This window comes from Streptomyces sp. MB09-02B (assembly GCF_033794485.1).
Taxonomy (GTDB): Bacteria; Actinomycetota; Actinomycetes; order Streptomycetales; family Streptomycetaceae; genus Streptomyces.
The window spans coordinates 1-19,713 of the sequence record NZ_JARGEE010000019.1 but is presented as its reverse complement, the minus strand read 5'-3'; the positions used below and the strand labels follow the sequence as shown (position 1 = coordinate 19,713).

The following is a 19,713-nucleotide window of genomic DNA, read 5'->3' as shown; positions in this document are numbered from 1 at the left end:
GTGTGACGATCGTAGGCCGGTGTGGACGGCTCGAATGCCAGGACGGTGGTACTGTGCGCGCCTCGCTCATCCAGATCAGCGTAGATGAGGATGAATCGGTCGATTCGCGCAGGCGGCGGGTGGCCTCGCTGGTACGGGACCAGGCCGGCGCCGATCTCGTCGTCCTCCCGGAGCTCTGGACCACCGGCGCATTCGCGTTCGAATCCTTCGCCGCGGCGGCCGAACCGCTGGAAGGGCCGACGTACGAGGCGATGGCCAAGGCGGCGAGCGACACCGGCGTCTGGCTGCACGCGGGCTCGATCCCGGAGCTTGCCCCTGACGGAACCCTCTACAACACCTCCCTCGTCTTCTCACCGTCCGGCGACCTCGCCGCCGCCTACCGCAAGATCCACCGCTTCGGCTTCGACAAGGGCGAGGCCGTGCTGATGGGTGCGGGGGCGGAGCTGGTGACCCTCCGCCTCCCGGACACGACCATCGGCATCGCCACCTGCTACGACCTGCGGTTCCCCGAGCTCTTCCGGGGCCTTGTCGACGCGGGCGCCGAGACCTTCGTGGTGTCGGCGGGCTGGCCGGAGCGCCGCCGCTCCCACTGGACGCTGTTGGCGCAGGCCCGGGCCGTGGAGAACCAGGCCTACGTACTCGCCTGTGGAACGGCCGGTACGCACGCGGAGGTTCCCCAGGCCGGTCACTCGATCGTGGTCGATCCCTGGGGCGAGGTCCTGGCGGAGGCGGGCCCCGGCGAGGAGGTCCTCACGGTCGACCTCGATCCGACGAGGGTCGCGACCACGCGTGAGCAGTTCCCGGCGCTGAAGGACCGGCTGCTGGGAATGGAACCACCGCGCCGCTGAGCGTTCGCGGCGGGCAATTTCGCGGCGGGCGATTCGCAGCGCGCTGCCGAGGCGGGCACTCCGTCAGTCGTCGTCCCGCTCCCGCTCCGCCAGGTTGATCACACACACCGCCACGGCGATCAGCAGCGCCGGGTCCGCGTCGTCGCGTACGACGTCGAGGCCGTAGGTCTCGCGCACGCTCAGCCATCTGCGGGAGATGTGCGCGAGGAGTTCGCCCTCGTACTCGATGGCGAACTCGCGGTCGAGGATCTTGCCGCTGACGTCCAGTTCGGTGCCGTCCGCCAGGGAGACCCGGTAGTGGTTGCGCAGGAGGGAGAGGCGCTTGCGGCGGACGGTGGCGAGGGGCTCGCCGCCGCGTTCGACGACCATCGTGTCGCGCAGCGCGAACATCTTGCGGCGGATGTCGATCAACACCTCCCCCCGGGTGTCCTTCAGCTCGAAGGTGTCCCGCAGCCGCATGGCCTTGCCGTCGACGAGGAAGGCCTTCCGGCCGTGCTCGTCCTCGATCCAGTAGTCGTCACCGATGCCGAGGATCCGGTCGCGTACGAGGAATCTCATGCCTGCAGACGTTCCCCGGGTGCCACCGCGAAACATCGCCGATAGACCCGAAAAGCCCAGTCCGGCCAGTTGTCCACAGGCTCGGAACGCGGTTTTCCACAGGCTCCGAAGCGGGTTGCCGAAAAGTGGCACGCTTGATCCATGAGCGATTCCACGACTCAGCACCCGGCACCCCGCCGTGTCCGCGTCCGCGCCCCCGAACTGATCGGGAAGGGCGGCTGGCTGAACACGGGCGGGAAGCAGTACACCCTTGCCGACCTGCGGGGAAAGATAGTGGTGCTGGATTTCTGGACGTTCTGCTGCATCAACTGCCTGCATGTCCTGGACGAGCTGCGGGAGCTGGAGGAGAAGCACCGGGACACGGTGGTGGTCATCGGGGTGCACTCGCCGAAGTTCGCGCACGAGGCGGAGCACGAGGCGGTGGTCGACGCCGTCGAGCGGTACGGGGTGGAGCATCCGGTGCTCGACGACCCGGAGCTCGCCACCTGGCAGCAGTACGCGGTACGGGCCTGGCCGACACTCGTGGTGGTCGATCCGGAGGGATACGTGGTCGCCCAGCACGCGGGCGAGGGGCATGCGCACGCCATCGAGCGGCTGGTCGCCGAGCTGGAGACCGAACACGAGGCGAAGGGCACGCTGCGGCGCGGCGACGGGCCGTACGTGGCGCCGGCGCCCGAGCCGACGGTGCTGCGTTTCCCCGGCAAGGCCCTGCTCCTGCCGGACGGCGACTTCCTCGTCAGCGACACCACACGGCACCGACTGGTCCGGCTGGCGGCCGACGGTGAGACCGTCGTACGGCTCTACGGCTCCGGCGAGCGCGGGTTCGTGGACGGCGGCGCGGAGCACGCCCGCTTCAGCGAACCGCAGGGGCTGGCCCTGCTGGACGGCGGTGCGGTGGTCGTCGCCGACACGGTGAACCACGCGCTGCGCCGGCTCGATCCCGCCACCGGGGAGGTCACGACGCTCGCGGGCACCGGCCGCCAATGGTGGCAGGGCTCGCCGACCTCAGGGCCGGCGCGGGACATCGACCTCTCCTCCCCGTGGGACGTGGCCGTGTTCGGCGACAGGGTGTGGATCGCGATGGCGGGTGTCCACCAGCTGTGGACGTACGACCCCGCCGACGGCACCGTAGCGGTGGCGGCCGGCACGACCAACGAGGGGCTGGTGGACGGGCCGGGCGGCGAGGCCTGGTTCGCACAGCCCTCAGGGCTCGCGGCCACCGCCGACCGGCTGTGGCTCGCCGACTCCGAGACGTCCGCGCTGCGCTGGGTGGACCTCGACGGGGCGGTCCACACGGCGGTCGGCACGGGGCTCTTCGACTTCGGGCACCGGGACGGACCGGCCGAACAGGCGCTGCTGCAGCATCCGTTGGGCGTCACGGCCCTGCCCGACGGGTCGGTGGCGGTCAGCGACACCTACAACCACGCGCTGCGCCGCTACGACCCGGCGACGGGTGAGGTCACGACCCTGGCCACGGACCTGAGAGAGCCGAGCGACGCGGTGCTCGTCGGGGACGACATCGTGGTCGTCGAGTCCGCCCGGCACCGGCTGACCAGGCTGCGGTTGCCGGAGGAGACGGTGAAGGTGGAGGCCGTCGCCCACCGCACCCGGCGCGCGGCCACCGAAGTCGCCCCCGGCAGACTGCGGTTGGACATCGTCTTCCAGGCCCCGCCGGGGCAGAAGCTCGACGAGCGGTACGGGCCCTCGACCCGGTTGCTGGTCTCCGCCACCCCGCCCGAGCTGCTGCTTCGGGGCGAGGGCGCGGACACGGCCCTGTTCCGCGAACTCGAACTCGACCCGTCCATACCCGACGGCGTGCTCCACGTCTCGGCGATGGCCGCCTCCTGCGACGACGACTCCTCCCACGCGTACCCGGCCTGCCACGTCCACCAGCAGGACTGGGGTGTGCCGGTCCGGCTCACGGAGGGCGGGACGGACCGGCTGCCGCTGGTGCTGGCGGGGATGGACGAGGGCGACAGGGCGTAGGCCTGGCCCAGGGGCGGTGTGTCCGGCCTAGTAGCCCTGGTAGCCGCCCCGCTGGTGGTGGTCCTCGTCGATGACCGGGGCCGTGGGGGGCACCACGACCCGCTTCCGCTTGGCGATGCTGCTGAACGTCGCGACCCCGATGAGCCCGACGATCATGAAGATGACGCCGACCAGGTCGAGGTTGACCCCTTGCATGTCCCAGTCGGTGGCGAACGTGAGGATGGCCCCCACCGCGATCAGAATGATGCACCCGCCCAGGCCCATGAGTGTTCCTCCCTGTGTCCGGTTGGGTCGGCCGGTCGTTCCGGTCGTTCGGTCCTACCGGTTGACATCGGGTACCCGGACAGGCCGGTCAGTAACAGCCGTTGGGGGCGGGACGGGGTGCCCGGCCGCGGGTCAGTCCTCCAGGAAGGCCGCCAGGGCGTTCGCCAGGAGGTAGGGGTCCTTCGCTCCGCACAGCTCGCGGACGCTGTGCATCGAGAGGATGGCCACACCGATGTCGACGGTGCGGATGCCGTGCCGGGCGGCGGTGATGGGGCCGATGGTGGTGCCGCAGGGCATGGAGTTGTTGGAGACGAACGTCTGGAACGGCACACCGGCCTTCTCGCAGGCGGCGGCGAAGACGGCCCGGCCCGAACCGTCCGTGGCGTAGCGGTTGTTGACGTTGACCTTCAGGATCGGGCCGGCGTCCGCGCGGGGGTGGTGCGTCGGGTCGTGGCGCTCCGCGTAGTTGGGGTGGACGGCGTGACCGGTGTCGGAGGACAGACAGACCGTGCCGGCGAAGGCCCGGGCCCGGTCCTCGTAGGAGCCGCCGCGCGAGAACACCGAGCGCTCCAGGACACCGCCGAGCAGCGGGCCGTCCGCGCCGGTGTCGGACTGGGAGCCGTTCTCCTCGTGGTCGAAGGCGGCGAGGACGGGGATGTGGGGGAGGTCGTCACCCGTGGTGGCGACGGAGGCGAGTGCGGCCGTACCGGCGTGCACGGAGAGGAGGTTGTCCATGCGGGGACCGGCGAGCAGTTCGTTGTCGCGGCCCAGGTACGCGGGCGGTTCGACGGAGTGGGTCATCAGGTCCCAGCCGGTGACCTCGCCCGCGGGCAGACCCGCCTCCTCCTCCAGGAAGGCGATCAGATCCCCGTCGCGGACGTCGTCGCCGAGGCCCCAGACGGGCTGGAGGTGGCGCTGCTTGTCGAGCTTGAGGCCCTCGGAGGAGACCGTCCGGTCGAGGTGGATGGCGAGTTGGGGGACGCGCAGGAGGGGTCTGTCGACATTGACGAGGCGGCTGGTGCCGTCGCGCAGGGAGAGCCGGCCGGCGATGCCGAGGTCGCGGTCGAGCCAGGAGTTCATCAGCGGGCCGCCGTAGATCTCGACGGCGACCTGGCGCCAGCCGTGGGCGCCGCTGTCGGGGCGGGGTTTGACCCGCAGATTGGGGGAGTCGGTGTGAGCACCGATGATGCGGAAGGGGGTGTGGGGGTGGGCGCCCTTCGGGACGTACCAGGCGATGATCGCGCCCCCGCGCAGCACGTACCGGCCGCCCAGCGAGCCGTCCCACGCGTCGGTCTCCGAGACCTGCCGGAAGCCTGCCTTCTCCAGCCGTTGCGCGGCGCTCGCCACCGCGTGGTACGGGGTCGGGCTGCTCGCCAGGAAGGTCATGAGGTCGTCGGTGTGGCCGCGATCGAAGCGTGGGGGTGTGCGCATGGGGTTCACCTTAACGACGTACGAGGGCCCGCTCCCTGGGGACGGGAGCGGGCCCTCGTGGTGAGCGTGCGGAAGGGGAGGCGCCGGACGGACGGGCAGGGCCCGTCCGGCGCCACGACCGGGGTGAGGCCGGGGCGGGGCTGCCTAGAACGCGGCCTCGTCCAGCTCCATCAGGTCCAGGTCGACGCCCTCGGAGATCTTGCGGGCGAGGGTGACGCCCGGGAGGACGTTGGCAGCGAAGAACTTCGCCGCCGCGATCTTGCCCGTGTAGAAGGGCTTGTCCTTGGCGGAGGCGGTCTCCAGCTTTTCGGCGGCGACGGCGGCGCCCTTGAGGAGCAGGTAGCCGACGACGACGTCACCGGAGGCCATGAGCAGGCGGGTGGTGTTCAGGCCCACCTTGTAGATGTTCTTGACGTCCTGCTCGGTGGCGGCGAGGTCGGTGAGGAGGAGGCCGACGATGGCCTCCAGCTCGACGGCGGCCTTGGCGAGGTGTGCGCGGGCGCCGTCCAACTGCTCGCCGCCCTCCCCGAGCGCCAGGAACTTCTTGATCTCCTCGGCGAGGGAGTTCAGCGCGGCGCCCTGGTTGCGGACGATCTTCCGGAAGAAGAAGTCCTGGCCCTGGATCGCGGTGGTGCCCTCGTAGAGGGTGTCGATCTTGGCGTCGCGGATGTACTGCTCGATCGGGTACTCCTGGAGGAACCCGGAGCCGCCGAAGGTCTGCAGGGACTGGGCGAGCTGCTCGTAGCCCTTCTCGGAGCCGTAGCCCTTGACGATGGGCAGGAGCAGGTCGTTCAGGGCCTCCAGGGCGGAGATGTCCTCGCCCGCCGCCTCCTTGACCTGGATCTCGTCCTGGATGGAGGCCGTGTAGAGGACGAGGGCGCGCATGCCCTCCGCGTACGCCTTCTGCGTCATCAGCGAGCGGCGGACGTCGGGGTGGTGGGTGATGGTGACCTTGGGCGCCGTCTTGTCCATGAAGTTCGCCAGGTCGGGACCCTGGACTCGCTCCTTGGCGTACTCCAGCGCGTTCAGGTAGCCCGTGGAGAGCGTGGAGATCGCCTTCGTGCCGACCATCATGCGCGCGAACTCGATGATGCGGAACATCTGGCGGATGCCGTCGTGCTTGTCGCCGATCAGCCAGCCCTTGGCCGGGTGGCGGTCGCCGAAGGTCATCTCGCAGGTGTTGGAGGCCTTGAGGCCCATCTTGTGCTCGACGTTGGTGGCGTAGACGCCGTTGCGCTCGCCCAGCTCGCCGGTCTCGAAGTCGAAGAGGTACTTCGGGACGAGGAAGAGGGACAGGCCCTTGGTGCCGGGGCCGTGGCCCTCGGGGCGGGCGAGGACGTAGTGGAGGATGTTCTCCTCCATGTCGTGCTCACCGGAGGTGATGAAGCGCTTGACGCCCTCGATGTGCCAGGAGCCGTCCTCCTGCTGGACCGCCTTGGTGCGGCCGGCGCCGACGTCCGAGCCCGCGTCCGGCTCGGTGAGGACCATGGTGGAGCCCCAGGTCCGGTCGACCGCGATCTGGGCGATCTTCTTCTGGACGTCGTTGCCCTCGTCGTAGAGGATGCCGGCGAACGCCGGGCCGGAGGCGTACATCCACACGGCCGGGTTCGCGCCGAGCAGCAGCTCCGCGTAGGACCAGATCAGGGAGCGCGGAGCGGTGGTGCCGCCGATCTCCTCGGGGAGGCCGAGCCGCCAGTACTCGGAGTTTATGAAGGCCTTGTAGCTCTTCTTGAAGGACGCCGGTACCGGGGCGGTGTTGGTCTCCGGGTCGAAGACCGGGGGGTTGCGGTCGGCATCAACGAAGGACTCCGCCAGCTCGTTCTCCGCGAGACGGGCCAGCTCCTCCAGGATGCTCTTGGCGGTGTCCGTGTCCATCTCCGCGAACGGGCCGGTGCCGTACAGCTTGTCGCGCCCGAGGACCTCGAAGAGGTTGAACTCGATGTCGCGGAGATTCGACTTGTAGTGCCCCATGGCGACGGCTCCGTTAGAGAGATCGGCGAGGCACTGGATCCTCGCACCGTTTCACGTACCAACTAGTAGCTTGTATGTCGATGATGCTACCCATCAGTAATAAGAAGCAACCCCGATCGGGTCATCTGTGACTCGTTACGCTTTGCCGCATGTACGGCTACGACCAGAGCGCCGGCCCCCAGCAGCAGTACGCCCCGCCGCCGCAGCAGCAGATGCCCGGGCAGATGCCCGGCGGCCAGATGGGGGGCGGCTACGGGCAGCAGCCACCCCTGTACCCGGAGCCGTCCCCGCCCTCCCTCGCGGACGCGGTGCGGGCCTTCACCACCGGGCAGATGGCGGCGGAGGACTTCCAGCAGGTCTTCGCGTCGTCGAAGGTGTACTGCCCGCGTGGCGACAACCCCGGGTTCCTGGCGCTGCACAACACCCAGCAGCCGGTGATCCCGATGTTCACCTCGCTGAAGGAGCTGCGCCGGTACGCCGGCAAGGAGTCCAAGTACTTCGTGATCACCGGTGCGGAGGTGATCGATCTGCTGCCGACCGGGTACGGCTTCGTCCTCGACATGGAGGGGGAGCACCGGATGGTGTTCGACGCGAAGGCCGTGGAGCAGATGGTGGAGTTCGCGATGCGGCGGATGTACGGCTAGACGCCATTGCTTCGCAGACGGGTAGCTCCGCCGGTTGGGCCGGGTTCCGGGGTCGGGGTGGTGGGTGCGGTTCGTTGCGGGGCGCGGGCTGTGGGGGTTGATCGCGCAGTTCCCCGCGCCTCTTGGGTGGGCTGGGGCTTGGGCGCAGTGGTTTGCTGAATCGTTTCTTCCGGTCCTCTGGCTCCTCTACTGTTCGCCGGTGACCCGGATCGTCATCTCGCCGTTGGTCCTCTGGGGCCAGCGGCGTTCTGCTGCCCGGGGCCGCGCGGGAATGCGACGGGGTCCGTGTGCTGTTGGGCCTGGCAGGAAGTTCAACAATCAACTAAACTGAGCGCACAAGGAGGTACCGACATGCCCGCAGTGACCGTCGAGAACCCGCTGATCCTGCCCCGTGTCGCCGCACCGACCGACGCGGTGGCCCGCCCGGTGCTCGCCGTGACGACCGCGCCCAGTGGCTTCGAGGGCGAGGGCTTCCCGGTCCGCCGGGCGTTCGCCGGGATCAACTACCAGCACCTCGACCCGTTCATCATGATGGACCAGATGGGCGAGGTGGACTACGCACCCGGAGAGCCGAAGGGCACCCCCTGGCACCCCCACCGGGGCTTCGAGACCGTCACGTACATCATCGACGGGATCTTCGACCACCAGGACTCGAACGGTGGTGGCGGCACCATCACCAACGGCGACACGCAGTGGATGACGGCGGGCGCGGGCCTGCTGCACATCGAGGCGCCGCCGGAGCACCTGGTCATGTCCGGCGGTCTCTTCCACGGGCTCCAGCTGTGGGTGAACCTGCCTGCCAAGGACAAGATGATGCCTCCGCGCTACCAGGACATCCGCGGCGGCAACGTCCAGCTGCTGACCACGCCCGACGGCGGCGCGCTGCTGCGCGTGATCGCCGGTGAGCTGGACGGGCACGCTGGTCCCGGCATCACGCACACGCCGATCACGATGATCCACGCGACGGTGGCGTCGGGTGCGGAGGTGACCCTGCCGTGGCGGGAGGACTTCAACGGGCTGGCGTACGTGCTGGCGGGCAAGGGCTCGGTTGGTGCCGAGCGTCGTCCGATCCAGCTGGGCCAGACTGCGGTCTTCGGCGCCGGCGGTTCGTTGACCGTCCGTGCGGACGAGAAGCAGGACTCCCATACGCCGGACCTGGAGGTCGTCCTCCTCGGCGGGCAGCCGATCCGTGAGCCGATGGCCCACTACGGCCCGTTCGTGATGAACACCCGCGAGGAACTGCAGCAGGCGTTCGAGGACTTCCAGAAGGGGCGGCTGGGGACGATCCCGGCGGTTCACGGGATGACTCCCGAGGGGCCGTAGCAAGGGCTCATGGCGGGGCAAAAGCGGCTCGCCCTCGCCAATCGGGCCACCAGCGTCGTCCGGGTTCACTCTGCGTCGGGTGATCATGCACACCCGGTCGACGCCTGGATAAGCACTCTCCCCGCCGCGTAGGTTCTGGCGTGTCCACCTCTTCGGCTGACCTCCGGAGCGGGTGGTTCTCACGGGGGAGAGCGCACCACTCGGATCCCGCCCCGGCCGTCGGCCGGGGCGGGCTCAGTCCTGCCCGCTCCCCGCCGCACACGCAGGGAAACGGGGAGAGACACCATGCGCAGGCCGTTCCACGACGATGGAGCCCGACGTCCGGCCCACCATTCTCCGGCCACTTGAGCGCGCCCGCGCTGTCGTTCCTGAGAGGGTGCGCGACCGTCACGGCGGTCCGTTCGAAGACCGTGGCGGCCGTGCGGCGGCTGCCGGTCTGGTCGGCTCCGGTGCTGTGGACGATCGCGCTCGGTCTGTGGGGGCTGTCCCGGCAGCACAGCGTGTGGCGGGACGAGGCCGCGACCTGGCAGGTGGCGCGGCGGTCGACCGCCGACATCCTCCACATGCTGGGGCACGTCGACGTCGTGCACGGGGCCTACTACCTGCTGATGCACGGTCTCTTCACCTGTTTCGGCCCCGGTACGACGACCCTGCGGCTGCCTTCGGTGCTGGCGGTGGCGGTGGCGGCGGCCTGTGTCACGGTCATCGGCCGCCGACTGGCCGGGCTCTGGGCCGGGCTCGGCGGCGGGCTCGTGTTCGGGCTGCTGCCGGCCGTGCAGTTCCATCTCCAGGAGGGCCGCCCGTACGCGCTGACAGCGGCCGGCGCGGGACTCTCGACGCTGCTGCTGGTGACCGTGCTGCAGCGGGGGCGGGTCGGCTCGGGTGCGCTCTGGGTGGCGTACGGGGGCGTGATCCTGGTGTGCGGGCTGCTGAACTGGCTGTCCCTGCTGATCGTGCCCGCGCATGCGGCGACCCTGGTGTGGGCACGGGTGCCGCGCGCGACCTGGACGCGCTGGGCGGCGGCCTCGGCGGTCGCCGTGGCGGGGGTCCTGCCGCTGATCCTGTTCAGTCGGCGGCAGTCCGACCAGGTGTCCTGGATACCGCCGCTGACCTGGCACATGCTGATCGGCCCGGCGGTCCTGCTGACGATCGGCGGTCTGGGGGCGCTGCTGGACCGGCCGCGGGCGGGGCGGCTGTCGGTGGCGGCCGTCGCGCTGCCGCTGCTGGCGGTGCCGCACCTCGGGCTGCTCGGCCTGTGTCTGATCCGCCCCCTGTTCCTGGACCGCTACATCCTGTTCAGCATGCTGGGCCTGGCGCTGCTGATCGGGGTGGCCCTGAGCGCGGCGGTACGGGCCGTCCGGCCGGGGTTCCCCAGAACGGCGTCGTGGCTCGTACCGGTGCTGGTAGCCGTCGCGACGGTGGCGCTGTTGCCGCATGCGCTGGCCAAACGGTCCCCCGCGAGCCGGGTCGACGACGTCCTGGCCGCGGCCGTGCACGTACGGCAGCTGAAGCAGCCCGGCGACGCGGTCCTCTTCGCCCCGTCGGCCCGGCGCGACACCGCGCTCGTCTCCCCCGACGAGTTCGCGGGCCTGCGGGACATCGCTTTGGCCCGGAGCCCCGTGGCGTCCGGGACGCTCAAGGGCGTGGAGGCCGACCCGGCCCGGATACGGGACGCGATGCTGGCGCAGCGACGGATCCTGCTGGTCACCGACGCGCCCGGGGTGGCCCGGCCGCCGTCGGGGGGACGGGACCGGATGAAGGACGCGGTGCTGGAGGAGTACTTCACCGTGGTGGCGGACGAGTCGGTGCGGGGGCGACGGGTGATCGTGTACGAGCGGGTGTGATCGGGTGCCGGCTCCGAGCGGGTGCCGGCTCCGAGCGGGTCGGCGGCTCGGGGGGTCGGAGCTTCGGGGTGGCTCGGTGGTGCGGCGTGTGTGGCGGCGGGGGGCTCACCTGCGTGGCCGTGGTCGGGGTCGGGTACATGGGCGTGCGGCGGCGGGTGCACCGGTCGGTGGCGGCGGGGCTCACCTACGTGGCCGTGAGCGGGTTCGTCGGTTCCAGGGCTGCACCGTCCGTTCCGGTGCTGTGCTGTGCTGTCAGCCGGGGACGCACAGCCAGTTGTTGAGGGATGCAGAGTCAGTTCAGGGACGGTCCCTGCGAGGCGTCCGGCGGGAGTGTCTCGTACAGCTCGAACCAGATGCTCTTGCCGTCGCCGCGGGGGTCCACGCCCCAGGCGTCGGCGAGCATGTCCATGAGGACGAGGCCGCGGCCGGAAGAGGCGAGTTCGCCGGGGTGGCGCTTGTGGGGGAGGTCGTCGCTGGCGTCGGTGACCTCGACGCGCATCCTGCGCCTGCCGCCGTCGCCGGTCATCTCGGCGACGAGGAGGGCGTCGGCGTCGGTGTGGACAAGGACGTTGGTGAGCATCTCGGAGACGAGGAGGACGGCGGAGTCGACCTGGTCGCCGCAGGTCCAGTCGTGGAGGAGTTCGCGTACCTGCTGGCGGGCACCGGCGATGCGCTCTGGCTCCGCCTGGGCGATGGTCAGGGCGGTGCGGCGGGTGGGCGCCGGTACGGCGGTGGTGCCGCCGCGTCCCTCGCTCTCCCGGCACAGCAGCAGCATCGCTATGTCGTCCTCGCGCCGGTCGGCGAGCGGGCCGGGCGTGTGGTGCGAGGAGGGACCGTGCACCCCTTGCACGAGCGCGTCGGCCAACGCCTCCAGCCGCCCAGGCCCGAGCCCCACCGACTCCGGCCGGACGGCCACGAGCGCGGCGGTCGGGGCGAGGGCGCCGGGCTCCTCCGCCGCCGCCCCTCCGCGTCCCCCGGCTTCCAGGGCGCCTTCGGCTTGCAGCGCACCCCTGACCTCCAGGGCACCCCCGACCCCAGGGACACCTCCGGCTTCCAGGGCACCCCCGGGGTCCAAGGCCCCCTCGGCCTCGGCCGGGCCCGCGTCGAAGGACTCCAGGATCGTGCGGATGCGGCGCCAGCCCGTGTCGAGGTCGTGGCCGCCGGTTTCGATGAGGCCGTCGGTGCACAGGAGCATGGTCTCGCCCGGCTCCAGCACCAGCCGAGTGGTGGGGTAGTCGGCGTCGGGGTCGATGCCGAGGGGGAGGCCGCCCGGGGTGGGCCGGACGAGGACCGTTCCGTCGGCCATGCGGACGACCGGGTCGGGGTGCCCGGCACGGGCGATGTCGAGGACGCCGGACGCCGGGTCGACCTCGACGTAGAGGCAGGTCGCGAAGCGCAGGTCGGGGTACGCGTCGGCGGCGGAGTCGGTGATGCCGTGCAGGAAGCGCGAGGCGCGGGAGAGGACGGCGTCGGGGCGGTGGCCCTCGGAGGCGTAGGCGCGCAGGGCTATGCGGAGCTGGCCCATGAGACCGGCGGCGCGTACGTCATGGCCCTGGACATCGCCGATGACCAGGGCGAACCGGCCGCTCGGCAGGGCGATCATGTCGTACCAGTCGCCGCCGACCTGGAGTCCGCCGCCGGTGGGGACGTACCGCGCGGCGACGCTCATGCCCGGTATCTCGGGGCCCAGTGTGGGCAGCATCGTGCGCTGCAGGCCGTCGGTCAGCTCGCGCTCGGTCTCGGCCGCGCCGGCCCGGGAGAGGGCCTGGGCGAGCATGCGCGCGACGGTGGTCAGGACCGAGCGCTCGTCGGGGGTGAAGGTGACGGGGTGCGTGAAGCCCGCCATCCACGCGCCCATCGTGCGGCCGGCGACGGTCAGCGGCAGGAACGCCCAGGACTGGCGGCCGAACTGCTCGGCGAGCGGCCAGGCCGTGGGGTAGCGCGCCTTGTAGTCCTCGGGGGAGGAGAGATAGACGGCGCGGCCGGTGCGGACCACCTCGGCGGCCGGGTAGTCCGTCTCCAGCGGCATGTGGGTGAAGGGGCCCTCGTCGCCCTGGTTGTGCCCGTGGTGGCCGATGACGGTGAGGCGGTCGGCCTCGACGCCGAAGACCGCGAGTCCGTCCGGGGAGAAGCCGGGCATCGCGAGGCCCGCCGCGACCCGCAGCACCTCGGCCGTGGACCGCGCCTCGGCCAGCGCCCGGCCCGCGTCCAGCAGGAACGCCTCGCGCGAACGCCGCCAGTCGCCGGTGACGGACGGAGCCCGCACGGCGGTCGCCGGGGAGGGTTCGGTGACCTCCTGGATGGTGCCGATCAGCTCGAAGGACTTGCGCACCGAATCGAAGGTCGGCTTGGAACGGCTGCGGATCGTACGGACCACCTGGCCCCGTTCGTCCATGACCCGGATCCGCACCTCGGCGAGGGTGTCCTCGGCGACGGCGAGCTGCACGACGGAGACGATCTCGTTCCAGTCGACGGGGTGCAGCCGCGAGCGCGCCCCGGCCTGGGTGAGGGTCGTCGGCTCTGCGGGCAGACCCATGAGCCGGGCGGCCTCGGCGTCCAGCGTGACGGTTCCGGCGGCGCTGTCCCAGGTCCACAGTCCCGTCGCGAGGGCGGACAGGACGTCCCCCACGGTGGGCGGGGGCTCACCAGTGCGCATTGACCCACTCTAAGAACAGCTGATCGGACCGTGCCACCGAAGCTGTCCCGGGCACCGAGGGGCCCGGGAGCCATGACGGAACCATGAGCCGATGAGGACCATGACGGAGGCCATGACGAGAAACCACGACCGGCGGCGACGGAGGTGACGGCAATCGACGCTAGCGACAGTAACCGCTTGCGGTCCTGCCCATGGCTATGACGGTGCGTATCCGGTCAGGGGAATGGCTGTCGCGTCGTCGTGGCGCCCTCCCCTACGGCCCTGCCCGACGGTAAGCGCTGGAGGTCCTTGGCCCCCTGGGGAGCGGGAGGTCCTGGCCCTCGGTGGAAATGGTGGGGAGGCGATCTCGGGGTGGCCGGTACCCTTGGCGTTGTTTCACGTGAAACAGCGGCCCTAGGAAACACCGGCCGTGAGACACCCGCCAGATCCCCGATCAGCGAAGGCTGGATGAACGACGATGCATCGGTACAGGTCCCACACCTGCGGCGAGCTCCGCGCCTCTGACGTCGGCACCGACGTCCGGCTGAGCGGCTGGCTGCACAATCGGCGCGACCTGGGCGGCATCCTCTTCATCGATCTCCGCGATCACTACGGCATCACGCAGCTGGTGGCCCGTCCGGGCACCCCGGCCTACGAGGCGCTGGACAAGATCTCCAAGGAGTCGACCGTCCGCGTCGACGGCAAGGTCGTCTCGCGCGGCGCCGAGAACATCAACCCGGACCTGCCCTCCGGCGAGATCGAGGTCGAGGTCGGCGAGGTCGAGCTGCTCGGTGCGGCCGCCCCGCTCCCCTTCACCATCAACACCGAGGACGGGGTCAACGAGGAGCGGCGCCTGGAGTACCGCTTCCTCGACCTGCGCCGCGAGCGCATGCACCGCAACATCATGCTGCGTACGGCCGTGATCAGCGCCATCCGTCACAAGATGACGGCCCTCGGCTTCAACGAGATGGCGACGCCGATCCTGTCCGCCACCTCCCCCGAGGGCGCCCGCGACTTCGTCGTGCCGTCGCGCCTGAACCCGGGCAAGTTCTACGCGCTCCCCCAGGCCCCGCAGCAGTTCAAGCAGCTGCTGATGATCTCGGGCTTCGACCGCTACTTCCAGATCGCGCCCTGCTTCCGTGACGAGGACGCGCGCGCGGACCGTTCGCCGGGCGAGTTCTACCAGCTCGACGTGGAGATGAGCTTCGTCGAGCAGGAGGACGTCTTCCAGCCCATCGAGAAGCTCATGACCGAGCTCTTCGAGGAGTTCGGCGGCGGTCGGCACGTCACCTCGCCCTTCCCGCGCATCCCGTTCCGCGAGTCGATGCTCAAGTACGGCTCCGACAAGCCGGACCTGCGGGCCCAGCTGGAGCTGGTCGACATCACCGATGTCTTCGAGGGCTCGGAGTTCAAGGCGTTCGCCGGCAAGCACGTGCGCGCGCTCGCCGTGCCGGACGTCGCGGCCCAGCCGCGCAAGTTCTTCGACCAGCTCGGCGAGTACGCGATCGAGCAGGGCGCCAAGGGTCTGGCCTGGGTGCGGGTCGCCGAGGACGGTTCGCTTTCCGGCCCGATCGCCAAGTTCCTCACCGAGGAGAACGTCGCCGAGCTGACCAAGCGGCTGTCGCTGGCCGCCGGCCACGCGGTCTTCTTCGGCGCGGGCGAGTTCGAGGAAGTCTCGAAGATCATGGGCGCGGTGCGGGTCGAGGCCGCCAAGCGTGCCGGGCACTTCGAGGAGGGCGTCTTCCGGTTCTGCTGGATCGTCGACTTCCCGATGTACGAGAAGGACGAGGAGACCGGAAAGATCGACTTCTCGCACAACCCGTTCTCCATGCCGCAGGGCGGTCTGGAGGCCCTGGAGACCCAGGACCCGCTGGACATCCTCGGCTGGCAGTACGACATCGTCTGCAACGGCGTCGAGCTGTCCTCCGGCGCCATCCGGAACCACGAGCCCGACATCATGCTCAAGGCCTTCGAGATCGCGGGCTACGACCGTGACACCGTCGAGGAGCAGTTCGCCGGCATGCTGCGCGCGTTCCGCTTCGGCGCACCGCCGCACGGCGGTATCGCGCCGGGTGTCGACCGCATCGTCATGCTGCTCGCGGACGAGCCCAACATCCGCGAGACCATCGCCTTCCCGCTCAACGGCAACGCCCAGGACCTGATGATGGGCGCGCCGACGGAGCTGGAGGAGGCGCGGCTGCGCGAGCTGCACCTGTCGGTGCGGAAGCCGCAGCCGAAGTAAGGCAAGCCTTTATCGGTGCTTTCCCGGAGAGGGGCCTGAAGTCGTTCGTCGATTTCAGGCCCCTTTCGCGTGGGGGAGGGGGGCCTTTTCTCAGGTCTCTGAGAGACAGGATCAGCGATCGCGGGATGTGATGCGGCGCGAGGTGTTGTTGTGGCGGGTGTGGGTGTGGGTGTGGGTGCGGGTGTGCGGGTGTGCGGGTGCTGCGGTGGGCCTCGGCGGCGCTATGGCGGATTCTCCGCCGTGAAGGGGCCTGAAAGGGACGGATATTTCGAGACCCTTCTCTCTTCGCTCGGAAATGCGGGGCAAACCACAGCCCCTTCCTATCTCTCTGACAGACCGGCTCCCTAATTTCCTGGCCATGACGGGAAACCAGACCGGAAACGAGAAGGCCCAGGGGCCGAGGCACAAGCGAGATCTGACGCGCCGCAAGGTCGTCGTGGCGGGTGCGGGCGCCGTGGCCGCCGTGGGCGTGGGCGGAGTGCTCGTCGCGACCGCGAGCGCCGGCACGACCGAGGGCACCACCGCGAGCACGAGCAAGGGAAGCGGGAAGCCCCTCGCTTCCGCCGGCGCGAGCGCCGGGGAGGAGTGCTACAGGCTCACCTCGGAGACCACCGAGGGCCCGTACTACATCGACGCGGACAAGCTCCGCCGGGACATCACCGAGGACAAGGAGGGCATCCCCCTCACCCTGCGCCTCAAGGTGATCGACTCCGAGACCTGCGAGCCGATCCGCGATGCCGCCGTCGACATCTGGCACTGCGACGCGCTGGGGCTCTACTCGGGCTACGAGAGCTTCTCCGAGGGCGGCGGCACCGCCCCCACGGACGCGCCCTCGGGAACCCCGACGGACGTACCGTCCGGCGCCCCGACCGGTGAGCCCCCGGCCGGTGGTGGCGGCGGGGGAGGTGGGCACGAGGAGCCGACCAGTGACACCCGCTATCTGCGCGGCACCTGGAAGACCGACAAGCAGGGCCGTGTCACCTTCATGACGATCTTCCCGGGCTGGTACCGGGGCCGGTGCGTGCACATCCACACCAAGGTGCACGTCAACGGCGAGTGGACGGACGCCGGTTACGAGGGCGGCACCACCTGTCACACCGGCCAGTTCTTCTTCGACGAGGAGTCCGTCCTCGCGTCCGCCGAGGTCGAGCCGTATTCGACCTCCACGACCGAGCGCACCACCCTCGACGACGACACGATCTACGACGGCAGCGGCACCCAGGGCGGGCTGCTCAAGCTGACGTACAGGAAGAACGACATCGCCAAGGGTGTCGTCGGAACCCTCACGGTCGGCGTCGACCCGGAGGCCACGAACACCGGCACGGACGACTCCGTCCAGCCGGGCGTGTCGGCGGCCGCATCGGAGTTCGTCTCGGGGTCCGCCTCGGAGTCCGTCTCGGCGAGCTGACCCCGTTCCGCGTACGCCGTCGCCGAGCGGCCGACGGGGGTACGGCCGGCGCGCGGTGCAGGCCCGGAACCCCCTCCACCTGGGTTTCGGGTCTTCGCCGTGCCCGCGTCCGCGCGACGGGGTTCCGTTGGGGAAGTCATCAGGGGACGCACAGGTTTCTCGACGGACGATCACAGCGGGAGGGGGTGTGATGGACGTACAGGGTGAGGAACCCGTACGGGACGTAGGCCCTGTACGGGACGGAACGTCGGATTGCTGGAGGAGGCCATGAAGCTGGCCGTGCTGGTGGCAGTGTTGCTGATCGTCGGGGCGGTGGTCGCGACCGTCGCGCGGCGGCGGTCCGTGGACGATCCGAGTCGGGCCTCCGACCTGGACGCGGAGGCCGAGGCCAACCGCTGGGTCGTACGGCTGGGCGGCAGCCTGGCCGGTATCGACGTACGCGCCCAGGCCCGGGCGGGTGGCGGCGCGGCCGAGTCCCTGACCGACGCCACCGAACGCCTCCGCACCGCCCGCGCCCAGCTGACCACCGCCCGCACGCCCGACGAGTACGCGCGGGTCACGCGGACGGCGGTCGAGGGGCTGCGCCATGTGCGCGAGGCCCGTGCCGCGCTGGGGATGGACGCGGGTTCGATCGCGGGGTCGGCGTCAGGGTCGGGGTCGGAGCCGGGCGGGGGGTCGGGTGGCGGTGGTCAGGGGTCGGCCAACCGGGCTCCGGTAACTGCTCACGGGCGACGGGGCGGACCTCGACTCGATTGTTCGGAACTTCCGGTCGCCCGTCCGCGTCGTACCGATCATGACCATGTCGATCGACTCCACTCCCGCACCGGCGCCGGCCCCCACGACCCTCGGGGAGGAGATTCTCCTCCTCTCGCTCGACGACACCACGGGTGAGGCCAGGCTTCCCCTGCGGACGCCCTACGCGATCGCAGCGGCGGCCCTGCTGGAACGGGTGCTGTCCGGCGCGGCCGAGGGGGCCAACGGGGTCGGCGGGGCCAACGGGGTTGATGGGTCCGACGGGGTCGGTGGTTCGGGCGAGGTGACCGAGCCGGACGACGTCGGGAAGTGGATCCACGAGCACAGCACGGAGGAGTACGAGACCGCTCTGCGGGGTGTCCTCGACAAGGGCCTGATCCGGAAGGAGAAGCGCCGGGTCCTGCTCGTCTTCCGCACCACCCGTTATCCGGAGGCGGACGGCACGGTGGAGTCCGCCCTGCGCGGGCGTCTGGCGGAGGTGGTGCTGAAGGGCGCCGAGCCCGACCCCCGCACCGCCGCCCTGATCAGCCTCCTGCACCACGGCGACCTGCACACCCTCGCCTTCCCGGACGCCGACTCCGACGACTCCCCGGCCCGGCGGCGCATGACCGAGATCGCCGAGCGGCACTGGGCCGACCCCACACTCCGCAGGATGGCCGAGACCGCGGCGGCCACGGCGGCGGCCATCACGGCGGCGGCGATGGTGACGACGGTGGTGGTGATCGCGGCGGTGACCTGACGGCGACGTGCACGCGTGCGACGCGGTCGGCTTCGCCGCGCCCCTTCGCCCCCCCAGCTGGGAGGGGCTGTGCCCCTTGCCCCCCGGGGCGCCTCGTGGCTCGGGGGGTGCTGGTGAGTGGGCGGCCACGCGTCCGTCGTGGCTCTTCGCGCGGTTCCCCGCGCCCCTGGAAGGCCGTCGTGGCTGCTCACGCAGTCCCCGCGCGCCCTGCGCCAGCGCTTCATCTTCGTTGGTGCTTCGCGGTAGCCGCCGGGGACGCCCCCGGCGACGTACCGTCTCCTGCTCACTCGGTTTCCTCCTCCGGTGGGGACGTCAGGGCCTCCTCTTCCAGGAGGCGTTCGGCGATGTCGTCGGCCCAGCTCTGGGCCCAGCGGCGGAGTCCCCGGATGGCGTCCGCGTCGAGGCCGTGGCGAACGAATTCCCGGTCGTCGAGCCACTCGGTGCCCTCCAGTCGGGACTGGAGGTCGGCGAGGTCGAACGCGGTGGATGTGGCGGAGGTGTGGCGGCGGGCCAGTTCCTCCAGCTCGACGACGGTCCAGTGGGCGGTGGCCGCGTGCACGGCGATCAGGTCGCGGGCCGTGCCCCGGTCGGCCACGGCCCGGACCTTCGTGCCGACCACGTCCTCCAGGGAGAGCGTGAGGCCGAGCGGTGTCCGCACCGCCGGGTGCCAGAGGGTCTCCTTCAGGAGGTCCAGGGTGCGTTCCTCGTCCGTGGTGGGGTCGGTGACGAGGAGACGGGCGGAGAGCGGGGCCGTCGCCACCGTGCGCACCAGCCAGCCGCGTTCCGCCAGGCCCCCGTGGACCGTGGCCGCGATCTCCTCCATCGCCGCCGAGTGTTCCGTCGCAGCCTCCAGGTCCCGACCGGGCGGCCGCGGCTCTACCAGACCGTGCGCCTGCGCCGCGTGGTCGCCGGTGAGAGCGAGCCCGTACGGGGCGCCGACGGCCAGCACGTCGTCAAGGAGATGCCGGAGCTGGTCGGGGAGGTCGCCCTCGCCCGGTTCCGAGGGGTCGGTGTCCGGGTGCGGCCCCGGGGAATGGTCGTTCACGCGTGGGCCTCGGGGGCGGCGG

Annotated in this window: 16 protein-coding genes; 10 read left to right on the top strand and 6 right to left on the bottom strand. The window is 70.7% G+C overall.

What is annotated here, in order from left to right:
• The first annotated feature begins 53 nt into the window (after window positions 1-53).
• Window positions 54-848 carry a carbon-nitrogen family hydrolase gene (locus tag P1P70_RS05140; RefSeq protein WP_319234946.1) on the top strand — a complete coding sequence of 265 codons (795 nt, stop codon included), beginning with the start codon at window positions 54-56 and terminating at the stop codon, window positions 846-848.
• A 63-nt stretch (window positions 849-911) separates the two neighbouring features.
• Here the strand turns inward: P1P70_RS05140 and P1P70_RS05135 are convergent, their stop codons facing one another.
• Entirely contained in the window at window positions 912-1,406 is a 495-nt protein-coding gene (locus P1P70_RS05135; RefSeq protein ID WP_319234945.1) for an LURP-one-related/scramblase family protein, read from the bottom strand.
• Between the two features lie 141 nt (window positions 1,407-1,547).
• Between P1P70_RS05135 and P1P70_RS05130 the strand changes: the two genes are divergently transcribed.
• On the top strand, window positions 1,548-3,392 hold the full coding sequence (locus P1P70_RS05130) for a thioredoxin-like domain-containing protein (protein WP_319234944.1): 1,845 nt from the start codon (window positions 1,548-1,550) through the stop codon (window positions 3,390-3,392).
• Window positions 3,393-3,419: 27 nt separating this feature from the next.
• Here the strand turns inward: P1P70_RS05130 and P1P70_RS05125 are convergent, their stop codons facing one another.
• The 3 genes from P1P70_RS05125 to P1P70_RS05115 all read right to left on the bottom strand — a co-directional run bounded on the left by P1P70_RS05125 (window position 3,420) and on the right by P1P70_RS05115 (window position 7,058).
• The gene (locus tag P1P70_RS05125; protein ID WP_319234943.1) at window positions 3,420-3,656 is read right to left on the bottom strand and encodes a DUF6458 family protein; all 237 of its coding nucleotides are present in this window, start codon (window positions 3,654-3,656) and stop codon (window positions 3,420-3,422) included.
• Window positions 3,657-3,788: 132 nt separating this feature from the next.
• Entirely contained in the window at window positions 3,789-5,087 is a 1,299-nt protein-coding gene (locus tag P1P70_RS05120; RefSeq protein ID WP_319234942.1) for a M18 family aminopeptidase, read from the bottom strand.
• Window positions 5,088-5,231: 144 nt separating this feature from the next.
• On the bottom strand, window positions 5,232-7,058 hold the full coding sequence (locus tag P1P70_RS05115; RefSeq protein ID WP_319234941.1) for an acyl-CoA dehydrogenase: 1,827 nt from the start codon (window positions 7,056-7,058) through the stop codon (window positions 5,232-5,234).
• A 149-nt stretch (window positions 7,059-7,207) separates the two neighbouring features.
• On the opposite strand from P1P70_RS05115, the gene P1P70_RS05110 reads away from it, so the two are divergent.
• The 3 genes from P1P70_RS05110 to P1P70_RS05100 all read left to right on the top strand — a co-directional run bounded on the left by P1P70_RS05110 (window position 7,208) and on the right by P1P70_RS05100 (window position 10,869).
• Window positions 7,208-7,702 (top strand): SseB family protein, encoded by a 495-nt coding sequence (locus P1P70_RS05110; RefSeq protein WP_184906245.1) that lies wholly within the window; start codon window positions 7,208-7,210, stop codon window positions 7,700-7,702.
• A gap of 351 nt (window positions 7,703-8,053) precedes the next feature.
• Complete coding sequence (locus P1P70_RS05105; protein WP_319234940.1) at window positions 8,054-9,025, top strand: pirin family protein; 972 nt, start codon at window positions 8,054-8,056, stop codon at window positions 9,023-9,025.
• A gap of 410 nt (window positions 9,026-9,435) precedes the next feature.
• Entirely contained in the window at window positions 9,436-10,869 is a 1,434-nt protein-coding gene (locus P1P70_RS05100) for a hypothetical protein (protein WP_319234964.1), read from the top strand.
• Window positions 10,870-11,161: 292 nt separating this feature from the next.
• Here P1P70_RS05100 and P1P70_RS05095 read toward each other — a convergent pair whose 3' ends face one another.
• The gene (locus P1P70_RS05095) at window positions 11,162-13,525 is read right to left on the bottom strand and encodes a SpoIIE family protein phosphatase (protein ID WP_319234939.1); all 2,364 of its coding nucleotides are present in this window, start codon (window positions 13,523-13,525) and stop codon (window positions 11,162-11,164) included.
• 457 nt (window positions 13,526-13,982) lie between these two features.
• On the opposite strand from P1P70_RS05095, the gene aspS reads away from it, so the two are divergent.
• From aspS to P1P70_RS05075, 4 genes are all read left to right on the top strand, one after another.
• On the top strand, window positions 13,983-15,746 hold the full coding sequence (gene aspS, locus P1P70_RS05090) for an aspartate--tRNA ligase (RefSeq protein WP_319234938.1): 1,764 nt from the start codon (window positions 13,983-13,985) through the stop codon (window positions 15,744-15,746).
• A 358-nt stretch (window positions 15,747-16,104) separates the two neighbouring features.
• A complete protein-coding gene (locus tag P1P70_RS05085; RefSeq protein ID WP_319234937.1) occupies window positions 16,105-17,154 on the top strand; it encodes an intradiol ring-cleavage dioxygenase in 1,050 nt (349 codons plus the stop codon).
• A gap of 267 nt (window positions 17,155-17,421) precedes the next feature.
• A complete protein-coding gene (locus P1P70_RS05080) occupies window positions 17,422-18,045 on the top strand; it encodes a hypothetical protein (RefSeq protein ID WP_319234936.1) in 624 nt (207 codons plus the stop codon).
• Entirely contained in the window at window positions 17,948-18,646 is a 699-nt protein-coding gene (locus P1P70_RS05075; protein WP_319234935.1) for a GOLPH3/VPS74 family protein, read from the top strand. The genes P1P70_RS05080 and P1P70_RS05075 overlap by 98 nt, the downstream gene beginning before the upstream one ends.
• 283 nt (window positions 18,647-18,929) lie before the next feature.
• On the opposite strand, the gene P1P70_RS05070 is transcribed toward P1P70_RS05075, so the two are convergent.
• Window positions 18,930-19,592, bottom strand: coding sequence for a hypothetical protein (locus P1P70_RS05070; protein ID WP_319234963.1), 663 nt, complete (start codon window positions 19,590-19,592; stop codon window positions 18,930-18,932).
• On the opposite strand from P1P70_RS05070, the gene P1P70_RS05065 reads away from it, so the two are divergent.
• Window positions 19,479-19,713 (top strand): hypothetical protein (locus P1P70_RS05065; RefSeq protein ID WP_319234967.1); only part of this gene is annotated, 235 nt, incomplete at its 3' end. The two genes, P1P70_RS05070 and P1P70_RS05065, sit on opposite strands and share 114 nt — an antisense overlap.

Coding starts and splice junctions, on each gene's coding strand:
- P1P70_RS05125 (WP_319234943.1), bottom strand. CDS start 3,656: ATGGGCCTGGGCGGGTGCATCATTCTGATCGCGGTGGGGGCCATCCTC.
- P1P70_RS05080 (WP_319234936.1), top strand. CDS start 17,422: ATGAAGCTGGCCGTGCTGGTGGCAGTGTTGCTGATCGTCGGGGCGGTG.
- P1P70_RS05115 (WP_319234941.1), bottom strand. CDS start 7,058: ATGGGGCACTACAAGTCGAATCTCCGCGACATCGAGTTCAACCTCTTC.
- P1P70_RS05085 (WP_319234937.1), top strand. CDS start 16,105: ATGACGGGAAACCAGACCGGAAACGAGAAGGCCCAGGGGCCGAGGCAC.
- P1P70_RS05110 (WP_184906245.1), top strand. CDS start 7,208: ATGTACGGCTACGACCAGAGCGCCGGCCCCCAGCAGCAGTACGCCCCG.
- aspS (WP_319234938.1), top strand. CDS start 13,983: ATGCATCGGTACAGGTCCCACACCTGCGGCGAGCTCCGCGCCTCTGAC.
- P1P70_RS05120 (WP_319234942.1), bottom strand. CDS start 5,087: ATGCGCACACCCCCACGCTTCGATCGCGGCCACACCGACGACCTCATG.
- P1P70_RS05130 (WP_319234944.1), top strand. CDS start 1,548: ATGAGCGATTCCACGACTCAGCACCCGGCACCCCGCCGTGTCCGCGTC.
- P1P70_RS05095 (WP_319234939.1), bottom strand. CDS start 13,525: ATGCGCACTGGTGAGCCCCCGCCCACCGTGGGGGACGTCCTGTCCGCC.
- P1P70_RS05075 (WP_319234935.1), top strand. CDS start 17,948: ATGACCATGTCGATCGACTCCACTCCCGCACCGGCGCCGGCCCCCACG.
- P1P70_RS05135 (WP_319234945.1), bottom strand. CDS start 1,406: ATGAGATTCCTCGTACGCGACCGGATCCTCGGCATCGGTGACGACTAC.
- P1P70_RS05105 (WP_319234940.1), top strand. CDS start 8,054: ATGCCCGCAGTGACCGTCGAGAACCCGCTGATCCTGCCCCGTGTCGCC.